Origin of the sequence: Streptomyces sp. NPDC057280, from assembly GCF_042668605.1 — a bacterium.
Taxonomy (GTDB): domain Bacteria; phylum Actinomycetota; class Actinomycetes; order Streptomycetales; family Streptomycetaceae; genus Streptomyces.
The window spans coordinates 166,713-179,516 of sequence record NZ_JBHUYR010000009.1 but is presented as its reverse complement, the minus strand read 5'-3'; the positions used below and the strand labels follow the sequence as shown (position 1 = coordinate 179,516).

11 protein-coding genes are annotated in these 12,804 nt (G+C 71.6%); 4 read left to right on the top strand and 7 right to left on the bottom strand.

Annotation, left to right across the window (positions count from 1 at the left end; genetic code table 11):
- Nucleotides 1–58: 58 nt before the first annotated feature.
- Complete coding sequence (locus ACFUO4_RS37025; protein WP_383493186.1) at nt 59–1,492, bottom strand: PLP-dependent aminotransferase family protein; 1,434 nt, start codon at nt 1,490–1,492, stop codon at nt 59–61.
- On the opposite strand from ACFUO4_RS37025, the gene ACFUO4_RS37020 reads away from it, so the two are divergent.
- Together ACFUO4_RS37020 and ACFUO4_RS37015 are read left to right on the top strand one after the other, a co-directional pair.
- The gene (locus ACFUO4_RS37020; protein ID WP_383493183.1) at nt 1,491–2,405 is read left to right on the top strand and encodes a DMT family transporter; all 915 of its coding nucleotides are present in this window, start codon (nt 1,491–1,493) and stop codon (nt 2,403–2,405) included. The genes ACFUO4_RS37025 and ACFUO4_RS37020 overlap by 2 nt on opposite strands.
- Nucleotides 2,406–2,496: 91 nt before the next feature.
- Nucleotides 2,497–2,694: a DUF1918 domain-containing protein gene (locus tag ACFUO4_RS37015; RefSeq protein WP_079309925.1), complete on the top strand. Its 198-nt coding sequence runs from the start codon at nt 2,497–2,499 to the stop codon at nt 2,692–2,694.
- 12 nt (nt 2,695–2,706) lie between these two features.
- Here ACFUO4_RS37015 and ACFUO4_RS37010 read toward each other — a convergent pair whose 3' ends face one another.
- The gene (locus tag ACFUO4_RS37010) at nt 2,707–3,963 is read right to left on the bottom strand and encodes a glycoside hydrolase family 10 protein (RefSeq protein WP_383493180.1); all 1,257 of its coding nucleotides are present in this window, start codon (nt 3,961–3,963) and stop codon (nt 2,707–2,709) included.
- A 305-nt stretch (nt 3,964–4,268) separates the two neighbouring features.
- Between ACFUO4_RS37010 and ACFUO4_RS37005 the strand changes: the two genes are divergently transcribed.
- On the top strand, nt 4,269–5,129 hold the full coding sequence (locus ACFUO4_RS37005) for a 3-hydroxybutyryl-CoA dehydrogenase (protein ID WP_079309924.1): 861 nt from the start codon (nt 4,269–4,271) through the stop codon (nt 5,127–5,129).
- Between the two features lie 224 nt (nt 5,130–5,353).
- Nucleotides 5,354–5,611 carry a hypothetical protein gene (locus ACFUO4_RS37000; RefSeq protein ID WP_079309923.1) on the top strand — a complete coding sequence of 86 codons (258 nt, stop codon included), beginning with the start codon at nt 5,354–5,356 and terminating at the stop codon, nt 5,609–5,611.
- 18 nt (nt 5,612–5,629) lie between these two features.
- Here ACFUO4_RS37000 and ACFUO4_RS36995 read toward each other — a convergent pair whose 3' ends face one another.
- From ACFUO4_RS36995 to pheS, 5 genes are all read right to left on the bottom strand, one after another.
- Nucleotides 5,630–6,175, bottom strand: coding sequence for an NUDIX hydrolase (locus ACFUO4_RS36995; RefSeq protein WP_079309922.1), 546 nt, complete (start codon nt 6,173–6,175; stop codon nt 5,630–5,632).
- A gap of 74 nt (nt 6,176–6,249) precedes the next feature.
- On the bottom strand, nt 6,250–7,590 hold the full coding sequence (locus ACFUO4_RS36990) for a transcriptional regulator (protein WP_079309921.1): 1,341 nt from the start codon (nt 7,588–7,590) through the stop codon (nt 6,250–6,252).
- A 287-nt stretch (nt 7,591–7,877) separates the two neighbouring features.
- Entirely contained in the window at nt 7,878–8,933 is a 1,056-nt protein-coding gene (locus ACFUO4_RS36985; RefSeq protein ID WP_383493175.1) for a PP2C family protein-serine/threonine phosphatase, read from the bottom strand.
- Nucleotides 8,934–9,069: 136 nt separating this feature from the next.
- On the bottom strand, nt 9,070–11,580 hold the full coding sequence (gene pheT / locus ACFUO4_RS36980; RefSeq protein ID WP_079309920.1) for a phenylalanine--tRNA ligase subunit beta: 2,511 nt from the start codon (nt 11,578–11,580) through the stop codon (nt 9,070–9,072).
- Nucleotides 11,580–12,701: a phenylalanine--tRNA ligase subunit alpha gene (gene pheS / locus ACFUO4_RS36975; RefSeq protein WP_079309919.1), complete on the bottom strand. Its 1,122-nt coding sequence runs from the start codon at nt 12,699–12,701 to the stop codon at nt 11,580–11,582. The genes pheT and pheS overlap by 1 nt, the downstream gene beginning before the upstream one ends.
- Between the last annotated feature and the right edge of the window lie 103 nt (nt 12,702–12,804).

The following is a 12,804-nucleotide window of genomic DNA, read 5'->3' as shown; positions in this document are numbered from 1 at the left end:
GTACGACTCCCTCAGAGCACCCCCGTCAGCAGCCGACCGAAGTCCTCGTACGGCTCCCCTACAGCACCTCGTCACAAGCCGTACGAAGCCGTCGTACCCCCTCCGCGATCTCCCCCGCCCCCGCGACCGCCGCGAAGCTCAACCGGATGTGGCCCGCCGGGGGTTCGGCGCTGAAGTAGGGGCGGCCCGGGGTGATGGCGACGCCGGCGCGCAGGGCCGCGGACGTCAGGGCGGGTTCGGGGAGGGGCTCGGGCAGGCGGAGCCAGAGGTGATAGCCGCCGGACGGGATGTGGGGCAGGGCCAGTTCGGGGAGGTGCAGACGCAGCGCCGAGGTCATGGTGTCGCGGCGGGCTCTCAGGTCCGCGGAGATCGCCCGGAGATGGCGGGGCCAGGCCGGGGAGCCGACCAGTTCCAGGGCCGCCTCCTGGAGGGGCCGCGGCACGAAGAAGGTGTCGACGATCTGGATGGCGCGCAGGCGCTCCAGAACCGGGCCCCGGGCGGCGAGCGCGCAGACGCGGAAGCTCGGCGAGGTCGCCTTCGTCAGCGAGCCGACATGGACGACCACCCCGTCCGCGTCCTCGGCGGCCAGCGGACGCGGGAGTTCACCGGCGTCCTCGTGCACGAGCCGTCGTACGAAGTCGTCCTCGACGACGAACGCGCCCGCCTCGCGTGCGATGCGCAGCACCTCGCCCCGGCGCTCGGGGGCCAGGACCGCGCCGGTCGGGTTCTGGAACAGGGGCTGGCAGACGAACACCCGGGCGCCGGTGGCCCGGAAGGCGTCGGCGAGCAGTTCGGGGCGTACGCCGTCGGCGTCCACCGGGACCGGTACCGGGCGCAGGCCCGCCGCCCTCGCGATCGCCAGCATGCCGGGGTACGTGGGCGACTCGACCAGCACCGGCGCCCCCGGTGGCGCCAGCGCGCGCAGCGCGATCGTCAGCGCCGACTGGCCGCCCGCGGCGATCAGCACCTCGGCCGCGCTCACCGCCCCGCCGATGCTCCGCGCGAACCACTCCCGCAGCTCCACCAGCCCCTCCATCGGCGGCCGGCCCCACGCCCCGGGACGCCGTGCGGCCCGGGAGAGCGCAGCGGCGAGGGCCTGCTCGGGCTGGAGGGAGGGGTGCAGATAGCCGCCGGTGAACTCGATGACGCCGGGCGGCGGGGTGTCGAGCGAGACGACGACCCCGGACGCGTCCACGGAGCGCGGCACGAGGTCGGTGGACGCGTCCGCGCTCAGGGCCACCTCCTGCCAGGAGGTGTCACCGGCGGATGCGGCCGTCGTCCGGGGCCGGCTGCGGAACGCCCCGGCGCCGGGGCGGGTCACCACCAGCCCCTCCGCGGCCAGCTGGGCCAGGGCGCGGGAGACGGTCACCGGGCTCACCCGGTACCGCTCCACGAGGGCCCGGCTCGACGGGAGCTTTCCACCTGGCGAGTAGCGGTCGAGCTCCTGCCGCAGACGTTCCGCCAGTTCACCGACGCTGCTACGCTCTTGCATGAGAGTACAGAGTAGCGCTACTGCCCCGGTCGCGATAGCGGTCGACAGCCGACCGTCCCGGGCGACCGGCACCCTCCTCGCCGCGCTCGGTGTCGTCGCCTTCTCCCTCACCTTTCCCGCGACCGCGTGGGGCCTGGAGGGGTTCGGGCCGTGGTCGCTGGTCGCCGTGCGCTCCGTCCTCGCCGCGCTGATCGCCGGGGCCTGTCTGCTGGCTCTGCGCGTCCCCCTGCCGGACCGGCGGCACCGCGCCGGGCTCGCGGTCGTCGCCGCCGGGGTCGTCGTCGGCTTCCCGCTGCTGACCACCCTCGCGCTGCAGACCTCCACCACCGCGCACGCCGCCGTCGTGGTCGGTCTGCTCCCGCTCACCACCGCGCTGCTGTCCGCCCTGCGGATGGGCACCCGCCCGTCCCGCACCTTCTGGACGGCCGCCCTCGCCGGCGCCGCCGCGGTGATCGCCTTCACCGTGCAGCAGAGCGGCGGCGCCCTCACCACCGCCGACCTCTACCTCTTCGCCGCCCTGCTGGTGTGCGCCGCCGGGTACACCGAGGGCGGCCGGCTGGCCGGGGTCATGCCGGGCTGGCAGGTCATCGGCTGGGCGCTGGTGCTGTGCCTGCCGTTCACCCTGCCCGCCGCCGTGCTGGCGTTGTCGTACGAGCCCGTCCATCTGACCTTCCACAGCGTGAGCGGTCTGCTGTGGGTCGCGGCGGGCTCGCAGTTCCTCGGTCTGGTCGTCTGGTACCGGGGCATGGCGGCGATCGGCATCCCCAAGGCCAGCCAGTTGCAGTTGGCCCAGCCGCTGCTCACACTGGTGTGGTCGGTGCTGCTGCTCGGCGAGCACCTGACGGCGGCCGCCCCACTGACGGCCGCGGCGGTGCTGGTGTGCATCGCCGTCACCCAGCGGGCGCGGGGTTGAGGGCGGAACGCACCGGTTCCCACCGGGTCCTCGCGCCGTAAACTCAAGGCCACGGACCGCTGCTCCCGTACATGGTGAGGAGGCCCCGAAGATGCGTGCAACCGTGGGCGACCAGCTCGTCCAGCACGGCAGGGTGGTCGGACAGCACGACAAGGTCGGCGAGATCGTCGAGGTCATGGGACAGGGCGGCAATCCCCCGTACCGCGTCCGTTTCGAGGACGGGCACGAAGGCGTGTGCTCACCCGGCCCCGACACCGAGATCCGGCACCGGCAGCAGACCGCGCCGTAGCCCGGCGCGAGCTCAGCGCGGCGGCTGTGCCGGATCCTGGTAGTGGTCGGCGACCACCCGCGTCATGGCCCCGATCGGATCCGCCGCGACCTCGCGCGCGGCGAAGAAGACATGCCCGCGCACCTGGACCTGGTCGGACGCGAGCGCGAGGTGTCTCGACAGTTCGGCCGGGTCCTGCCAGGCGGCGGGCTGCGCCGGGTCGCCGGCCTTGTAGAGGGCCTCGCCGATGTACAGCTTCGTGCTGCTGCCCCGCGCCTGCTGGGCCCACCAGGGCACGAGCTTGGCGTAGTCGGCGACCGAGAAGCCGATGTTCCAGTAGATCTGCGGGACGATGTAGTCGATCCAGCCCTCCCGCACCCACTTGCGGGTGTCGGCGAAGACGTCGTCGTACGCCTGCATCGCCTTGGTGTCGGAGCCGAGCGGGTCGGTGGAGGCGTTGCGCCACACGCCGAAGGGGCTGATCCCGAACTGGGCGGCCGGCCGGATCTGCTTGATCTTCGCGGCCATTTCCAGGACCAGCTTGTCGATGTTGCTGCGCCGCCAGTCCCCCCGGGTGTCGAAGCCGCCGCCGTAGGCGTCGAAGGCGTCGTCGTCGTCGAAGGTCTGGCCCGCGACCGGATACGGGTAGAAGTAGTCGTCGAAGTGGACCGCGTCCACCGGGTACGTGCGCACCGCGTCCAGGATCGCCTTCTCCACGAAGGCGCGGACCTCGGGCAGCCCGGGGTTGTAGTACATCTTGCCGCCGTACTTCACCACCCACCCCGGGTGCACCCGGGCGGGATGGGAGGCGACGAGCTTCGTCGGGTCGGTGTGGTTGGCGATCCGGTACGGATTGAACCAGGCGTGCAGTTCCAGACCGCGGGCGTGGGCCTCCTCGACCGCCGTGCCGAGCGGGTCCCAGCCGGGTGCCTTGCCCTGGGTGCCGGTGAGGACCTGCGACCAGGGTTCGTACGGCGAGGGCCACAGCGCGTCGGCCGTCGGGCGCACCTGAAGCATCACCGCGTTCAGCCGGCGCTCCACCGCCCGGTCGAGCAGCTTGATCAGTTCGGCCCGCTGCTGCGCGGCGCTCAGCCCCGCCTTCGAGGGCCAGTCGCGGTTGGCGACGCTCGCCACCCACATGCCCCGCATCTCCCCGGGCCCCCGGCGCCGCGGGGAGTCCGATCCGCCCGCCATCGCCACGCCCGCCGCCACCGCGCCACCGCCGGCCACGAGAGCCGACAGGGCGGTCACCGCGAACGCCCGCCTCGACAGCCGCGACTTCCGATGCATCCTCACTCGTACCTCCGTGGTTCCGTCCAGCGGCAGCCTGCCATGCGGACCCCCGGCATTCGATCAATGATCGCCGAAGGGAACGTGCAGATTTTGCGGCAGCAGCCGAGGCGCCCCGCACCGGCCCGGGTGAGCCGCAGGGCACACCCCGGGACCACCGGTCCGGTCGACCTCCGGCGGATCCGCCGTCGAGCATCTCCGACCCGATCGATCGATCATCGATACTTTCCAGTAACGTGCACGGATGGAGCAGGCAGCGAACCACGCGGGTCCTGCCGGATTCGTAGATCTGCGAAGGGGACGATGTGACCGACATCGAGCGCGTCGGAGTGGTGGGCTGCGGCCAGATGGGAGCGGGCATCGCCGAGGTGTGCGCCCGCTCCGGCCTGGACGTGAAGGTCGCCGAGACCACCGGTGAGGCCCTGGAGATCGGCCGGACCCGGCTGCTGAACTCCCTGGCCAAGGCCGCCGAGCGCGGCAAGATCACCGAGGAGGAGCGGGACGCGGCGCTGGCCCGGCTCTCCTTCACCACCGACCTCGGCGAGTTCGCCGACCGCGACCTGGTCATCGAGGCCGTCGTGGAGAACGAGCAGGTGAAGACCGAGATCTTCCAGGTGCTCGACCAGGTCGTGACCCGCCCGGACGCGATCCTCGCCTCCAACACCTCCTCCATCCCCCTGGTGAAGCTGGCGGTCGCCACCTCGCGGCCCGACCAGGTCATCGGCATCCACTTCTTCAACCCCGCCCCGGTGCAGAAGCTCGTCGAGCTGATCCCGGCGCTCACCACCTCCGAGGGCACCATCAGCCGCGCCCAGGGCTTCGCCGAGAAGCTGCTCGGCAAGCACGCGATCCGCGCGCAGGACCGCTCCGGTTTCGTGGTGAACGCCCTGCTGGTGCCGTACCTGCTGTCCGCGATCCGGATGTTCGAGTCGGGCATCGCGGGCCGCGAGGACATCGACAACGGCATGGAGATGGGCTGCGCCCACCCGATGGGCCCGCTGAAGCTGTCCGACCTGATCGGCCTGGACACCATCGTCTCCATCGCCAACTCGATGTACGAGGAGTACAAGGAGCCGCTGTACGCCGCTCCCCCGCTGCTCCAGCGCATGGTCGACGCCGGCCGCCTGGGCCGCAAGACCGGTTCCGGCTTCTACACCTACGGCTGACAGATCCCGGCCGGTCGCACAGTGCCCGTTTCAGGGTGCCGATTACACAGTGCGACGAACACGGGCCCGGCACTCTTCGGAGCGCCGGGCCCGCCGTATTCACACACCGTGTGCGCACCGGGCACGCATATGCCCGTCGCACACGCTCCCCACGCGCCCACCAGGGGGGGTTGACTCTTCATGCGCATGCAAGGGATGTGATGACTACGGAAAGGAGCGGAAAAGTGACCGCCGACCCGGAGCATCCCGTGGTCCATGGAGAACTCGCAGAGTTACGCCGCCGCCTCGATGTCGCGTACGCGCGTGTCGAGGGAGGGCTCGCACTGCTCAGTCATCGCACGGAGGAGACGGACAAGGAAGTCGACGACCTGAGCGCACGGATCGTCGCGCTGGAGCACGCCCGTTGGCCGCTGCCCGCGGTCGCGGCCGTCACGGCCGTGGGCGCGCTCGTCGTCGCGGTCTGGCAGGCCCTCGGGCACTAGCCCGGGACGTGGTGGGGATCAGGGCAAGACGTCCTGCCCGAGCCTGAGATGGTGCAGCAGCAGGAGCGCGGCCGCCATGTTGGCGGCCGGGACCTCGCCGCGGGCGACCATGTCGGGGACGAGCTTGAGGGGCACCCATTCCCGACGGTCCGACTCGAAGTCGTCCACGGGGTGTCCGACGTACTCGCCCTCGTCGGCCCAGTAGATGTGGTGCCGGGCGTCGGTGAGCCCGTTGGACGGTTCCACGCTCATGAGGTGGTGCAGCGGGCCCGGCCGCCAGCCGGTCTCTTCCTCGAGTTCCCTGGCGGCCGCGCTCGCGACGTCCTCACCGTCCTCGACGACGCCCGCGGCCAGTTCCCACCCCCAGCTGTCGGTGATGAAGCGGTGGCGCCACAGGAGCAGGACCTCGTTGGCCTCGTTCACCACCGTGGCCACGGCGACGGGCCGCAGCCGTATCAGAAAGTGATCCAGGTGCCGCCCGTCCGGCAGTTCCACATCTGCCAGATTGACGGTGAACCAGCGGTTTGCATACACAGTTTGTTCGTACTGTTTCGTCCACTGCACGGTTCTGCCACCTTCCGTCGAGTAAGTGGCAATATCGCAGCAGGGACTGTGGCTGTCCGCGTTCGGGAACCCGCCTACAGCGGTACGCGCAGTGCTCCGTCGATGAGTTCGGCCGCCTCGGACGTGCCCGCGCAGCCGCTGCGGACCAGGTGTTCGCGCACCGCCCGGAGTCTGTCGCGCAGTCGCTGCGACTCCATCCCGCGGGCCTGCTCGGCCATCTGCACCGCGGTGGCCACCGCCTTGTCGGCGTTGCCCCGGCGCAGCTCGATCGTGCTGAGCATCGCCAGGCGGTGCACCCGGCCCCGGTCGTGGGCCGGGTTGTCCACGGCCGCCGCGGCATGCTCGCCCGCGGCCACCAGTTCGCCGAGACTGAGCAGTGCCTCCGCCACCTGGACGTTGACCAGCCCCGGCTGGACATAGCCCGTTTCGTCGGGTTCGTATCCGCGCCGGATGCGTTCGGCGGCCTGCTCGGCACGCCGGATGCAGGACAGTGCGCTCGTACCGTCACCGAGGTGTGCGTACGCCTTCGCCTGCATCGCGTACAGGTCGGAGGCGAGGGCGGGGGTGATGTGCTTGCCGGCGGCGCGCAGCGCGGCCTCCGCGAAGGCGACGGCCTGCCGGTGCTCGCGCATGAACAGCGCCTGGTTGACGAGCAGCGCGATGATGTAGGCGCCGAGCCCCCGGTCCCCGCTGGCCTTCGCCAGCCGCAGCGCCTGGTGGAAGTAGCGCTGCGCGAGTCCGTGCGCGTCGGAGTCGTACGCGCAGATCCCCGCGATCGCCACCAACCCGCCGGTGGCCCGGTGCAGTTGGCGGCCGGTGGCGTCGGTGTAGCTGCCGCGCAGTAACGGCGCCGCCTCGGCGTTCAGGAACCCGACGATCCTGGTACGGGTCGCTATGCCGCCGGCCTTGCGGTACATCTGCTCGTAGTGCGTCCGGGCGGCCCGCAGCATCTCCAGGTCGCCGGGGGTCACCCGATGCCGGCCACCACGCGACACGTCGACGTCCTCGGGCGGGTTCTCCCACTCCCACACCGGCATGACGGCCGGTGTGCCGGTGACCGCGGGGGCGCCCAGGATGTGCGGGCGCTGCTGCTCGTCGGAGCGCCACAGGGCGGTGGCCCGCTCCACGAACCCGGACAGCGAGGTGGTGTGCGGGGTGGCGGGCTCGCCGGGGACGCCGAGGCCGATGTCGTCGAGCGTGACCGTGCGGTGCAGCCGGCCGGCGAGCACCTCGCAGATCAGGTCCGGCACCTGGCCGCGGGGCCGCTGCCCCTTCAACCAGCGTGCCACGGCGGTGTGTTCGTACCGGAGCGCGAGCCCGCGCGCCCGTCCCGCCTGGTTCACGTGTGCGGCCAACCCCGCGTGCGAGATCCCCGCCTCGTCCAGGATCGCGTCGAGCAGAGTATTGGGCTGCATATATGCCCCCCGGGTGGCTCGGTGCCGTCAGAGTAGTGGGTGTGTCTTCACACGGGGTGTGAACGGAGTGCTCGAATCCGCAGCGTGCGCGCACTGTCGCGGAGAGTTTCCAACCGGTTGACTGAAATGCCTCGCAAGAGGCCGGCCGGGCCGCCGGCTCCCCCTCGTACAGTGCGGCGGCCCGATTCCGCGCCGTCCGCCCAGCTGCCTGCCCGACACTCCGTGGCGGGGCGGACGGCTGCCGGTGCGCTGCGCTGGCCAACGCCGGGTGACTGGACGCCGTTGCGCTAGAGGTGCGTTGTCGGCTGCGGGTGCGATGTGGCTGGTCGCGCAGTTCCCCGCGCCCCTGAGGGGCGTCTGTGTGGGCGGTCGTTTCGCAGGACCAGTAAGGCGATGTCGTCCTTCGGCGTTCCCGAGTGTCGTAGTAGTGCCGTGAAGACCGAGCCCAGCAGGGACTGAGGGGGCTGGTCGGCGGCCTTCTCCAGTGCGGCCGGCAAGGGGAAGAAACGGCCATGTGCGTCCCTCGCGTCCTCGGCTCCGTCCGTGTGGAGGACCAGGGTCTCGCCGGGGAGGAGGTGACCGCAGGACACCGGGGGCAGATGGGGCGGGAGCGGGAACGGCCCGAGCGGAGGGAGGGGATCCGCTCGGGTCAGGGGGGCCACCTGGGGGCCGCTGAGGAGATACGGCCACGGGTGACCGCAGTTCAGCGCGTACAGCGCGCCGTCCTGACGGATCTCCAGGAGCAGTACGGTGACGAACTCCTCGGCGACCGGATGCTCCGGCTCCGCCCCGCTGGACGGGTGCTCGGCCCGGGCCCGCTCGCGCAGGTGCCGGGCGTGTGCCCGCTCCAGCCGCCTTAGGACACAGCCGAGTTCGGCCTCGTCGTGCACCGCCTCGCGGAAGCTGCCCAGGACGGCGGCGGCCGTGCCGATGGCCGTGAGCCCGTGGCCCCGCACATCGCCCATGACCGCGCGCACCCCGTGCTCGGTGGCGATGACCTCGTAGAGATCGCCACCGACGGACGCACCGCGGTCCGCGGACAACTGGGCGGCGGCGACGGTCAACCCGTCGATCCGCGGGGGCAGGGGTCGCAGCAGCGCGCTCTGCGCGGCCCCGGCGACCTGCCGGATCTGCCGCAGCTCACGCAGCAGCGCCTTGCGGACGTGGAGTATCAGCCCGGTGCCGACGGCGAAGAAGACGGCACTCGTGGCGAGCCGCGCCTCGAACCCGGTCTGCTGGGCGAGCGGGCAGGCCATCTTGTACGAGATCGCCACGGCACCCCACGCGGTGGGCAGCCCCAGCGCGAGCACCTTGCGGGGAACCCGACCCCTGATACGGATCATGCCGATGGCCCCCCATATAGGCCCAGACAGCAGAATCGGACCGACCCCGAAAGGCCGGTCCGATTCTGTCGAGCCATGGCCCGGATGGACCAGATCACTGGGAGTTCTCACTCAAACGAGTGAGGTGACGGATTCCTCAACCGCGCAGCACGGCTCCGGTCCGCTCCCCCGCCAGGGCGACCGCCGCATCCCGCGCGGCCGAGGCCTCGTCCACGGTCAGCGTCCGGTCACCGGCCCGGAACCGCAGCGCATAGGCCAGCGACTTCTTGCCGTCGCCCAGCTGCTCGGCGTTCTCGTAGACGTCGAACAGCCGGATGCCCTCCAGCAGTTCACCCGCGCCCTCGCGCAGCGCCGCCTCGACGTCCGCGTGCGGGACGAAGCGGTCCACGACCAGCGCCACGTCCTGCGTCGCCACCGGGAACGTGGAGATGGCCGGCGCCTGGGGCGTGTCGTCGCCGACGGCCTCCAGCGCGTCCAGGTCCAGCTCCATCGCGCAGGTACGGGCGGGCAGGCCGAAGGCCTTCACCACGCGCGGGTGCAGCTCACCGGCGTGACCGACGACCTTCTCGGCGCCCTCCGCCACGACCACGAGCTCGGCGCACCGGCCCGGATGCCACGGTCCGTACTGACCGCCACGGACGATCAGCTCGACCCCGGCCTCACGGGCGACCGCCCGCGCCGCCTCGATGGCGTCGGCCCAGTCGGCCGGACGGCCCTTGCCCCACCAGCCGGCCTGCTCGCGCGCCCCGGCGAGGACCGCGGCGACATGGCGCGGCTGCTCGGGCAGCGCGGCGTTCAGCTCGGCGATCTCCTCGTCGGTGGGACGCCGGTCCACCGGCAGCGCGGCGGCGATCTTCTGCTCGGCGCGCGGCAGGAACACCAGGCCCGTCTCGAAGAGGGCCAGGTCGTGCGAGCCGCGGCCGTCGTTGCGCCGCAGCGCGCCGAGCAGCCCCGGCAGCAGCGTCGTACGGAGCGCGGGCTCCTCGTCGTTGAGCGGGTTGGTCAGCTTCACGACACGGCGAGCCGGGTCGTCGGCCTCCAGGAGGAGCTGGTCGAAGACCTGCTCGCCGATGAAGGGGTAGTTGGGCGCCTCGACGTACCCGGCACCGGCCAGCGCCCGGCCGACCCGGCGGTGCAGGCGCTGCCGGTGGGTCAGGCCGCGGCCGGACGGGGGCTTGGGCAGCGTGGAGGGCAGGTTCTCGTACCCCTCCAGGCGGATGACCTCCTCGGCGAGGTCGTTGACCTCGGTGAGGTCGGGACGCCAGGACGGCACGGTGACGATCAGCTCGTCCTGCCCGTACACGTCACAGCCGACCTCCTGGAGACGGCGTACGACGGTCTCGCGGCCGTACTCCACACCCGCCACCCTGTCGGGGTGGTCGGCCGGCATGGTGATGGTGTGCGGCGCGGACGGCGCGACGACCTCGGTGACCCCGGCGTCGGCGGTGCCGCCGGCGAGGAGGACGAGGAGGTCGACCGTGCGCTGCGCGGCAGCGGCGGCGGCCGCGGGGTCGACACCGCGTTCGAAGCGCCGGGACGCCTCGGAGGACAGCTTGTGGCGACGGGCCGTGCGGGCGATCGACACCGCGTCGAAGTGCGCGGCCTCGATGACGACGTCGGTCGTGCCCTCGCCCTCCTCGTGGTCCGCGATCTCCGTGTTGGCGCCGCCCATGACACCCGCGAGGCCGATCGGGCCGCGGTCGTCGGTGATGACGAGGTCCTCGGAGTGCAGCTTCCGCTTGGCACCGTCGAGGGTGACGATCTCCTCGCCCTCGGCGGCCCGGCGGACGCCGATGGTGCCCTGGACCAGCCCGCGGTCGTAGGCGTGCAGCGGCTGGCCGAGCTCCATCATCACGTAGTTGGTGATGTCGACGGCGAGCGAGATCGGGCGCATGCCGACCTTCTGGAGGCGGCGCTTGAGCCAGATCGGGGAGCGGGCCTCGGGGCTGAGGCCGCTCACCGTACGGGCCGTGAAGCGGTCGCAGCCGAACGGCTCGGAGACCTGGACCGGGTAGCCGTAGGCGTTGGGGCCCGGGACGTCGAGGAGGGCCGGGTCGCGCAGCGGCAGGCCGTAGGCGATGGCGGTCTCCCGGGCGACGCCGCGGATGGACAGGCAGTCGCCGCGGTTGGCGGTGACGGCGATGTCCAGGACCTCGTCGACCAGCTCCAGGAGCTCGATGGCGTCCTTGCCGACCTCGGTCTCCGGCGGCAGCACGATGATGCCCTTGGTGCCGTCGTCGCCCATGCCCAGCTCGTCGCTGGAGCAGATCATGCCGTGGGACGTCTTGCCGTAGGTCTTGCGGGCGGAGATGGCGAAGCCGCCGGGCAGCTCGGCGCCGGGGAGCACGACGACGACCTTGTCGCCGACGGCGAAGTTGCGGGCGCCGCAGACGATCTCCTGGGGCTCGCCGGTTCCGTTGGCGGTGCCGACGTCGACCGTGCAGAACCGGATGGGCTTCTTGAAGCCCTCCAGCTCCTCGATGGTCAGCACCTGGCCGACGACCAGGGGGCCCTTGAGGCCGTCGCCGAGCTGCTCGACGGTCTCCACCTCGAGGCCTGCCGAAATGAGCTTGGCCTGGACGTCACGGCCGGTTTCGGTCGCCGGCAGGTCGACGTACTCCCGCAGCCAAGAAAGCGGGACCCGCATCAGATCTCCATCCCGAACGGCCGGGTGAACCGGACGTCACCCTCGACCATGTCTCGCATGTCTTCGACGTTGTGGCGGAACATCAGCATCCGTTCGATGCCGAACCCGAAGGCGAATCCGCTGTACTTCTCGGGGTCCACACCGCAGGCCGTCAGGACCTTGGGGTTGACCATGCCGCAGCCGCCGAGCTCGATCCAGCCCTCGGAGGAGCAGGTACGGCAGGGGCGGTCGGGGTTGCCGACGGACTCGCCGCGGCAGACGTAGCACACCATGTCCATCTCGGCGGACGGCTCGGTGAAGGGGAAGAAGTTCGGCCGCAGCCGGGTCTTCATGCCCTCGCCGAACAGGGCCTGGACCATGTGGTCCATGGTGCCCTTGAGGTCGGCCATGGTGAGGCCCTCGTCGACGGCGAGCAGCTCGACCTGGCGGAAGACCGGGGTGTGGGTCGCGTCCAGCTCGTCGGTGCGGTACACGACGCCGGGGCAGATCACGTACACCGGGAGCTCACGGCTCAGCAGCGAGCGGATCTGCACGGGCGAGGTGTGGGTGCGCAGCACGACACCGGACTCGGTGCCGCCCTCGGGGCCCTGCACGAAGAAGGTGTCGGCCTCGCCGCGGGCCGGGTGGTCCGGGCCGATGTTGAGGGCGTCGAAGTTGAACCACTCCGCCTCGACCTGCGGGCCCTCGGCGACCTCGTAGCCCATGGCCACGAAGACGTCCTCGATGCGCTCGGACAGGGTGGTGAGCGGGTGGCGGGCGCCGGCCGGTACGCGGTCGTACGGCAGCGTGACGTCCACCGACTCCTCGACCAGCACGCGGGCGTCGCGCTCGGCCTCCAGCTCGGCCTGGCGGCCGGCGAGGGCCTTGTTGACCGCGCCGCGGGCCTGGCCGACGAGCTTTCCGGCGGCGGCCTTCGCGTGCGGGGGCAGGGCGCCGATCTCGCGGTTGGCGAGGGCCAGCGGCGAGGTGCCGCCGGTGTGGGCGACCTTGGCCTCCTGGAGCGCGTCGAGGGAGTCCGCGGCGGCGAAGGCGGCGAGCGCCTCGTCCCGCATGCGCTCGATCTCTTCTGGCTTCAATGCCTCGACCTCGACAGGGTCGTACGACTTATTCGGTGCCGACATCTCTTCCCGTGCTTCCGATTGGCTGGCGGATGGTCCCCGTGACCGGCGCTCTAAGCCGTGTGCAGGACACAAAGGTGCCAAAGGCCGAGTCTAACGGGGTGGA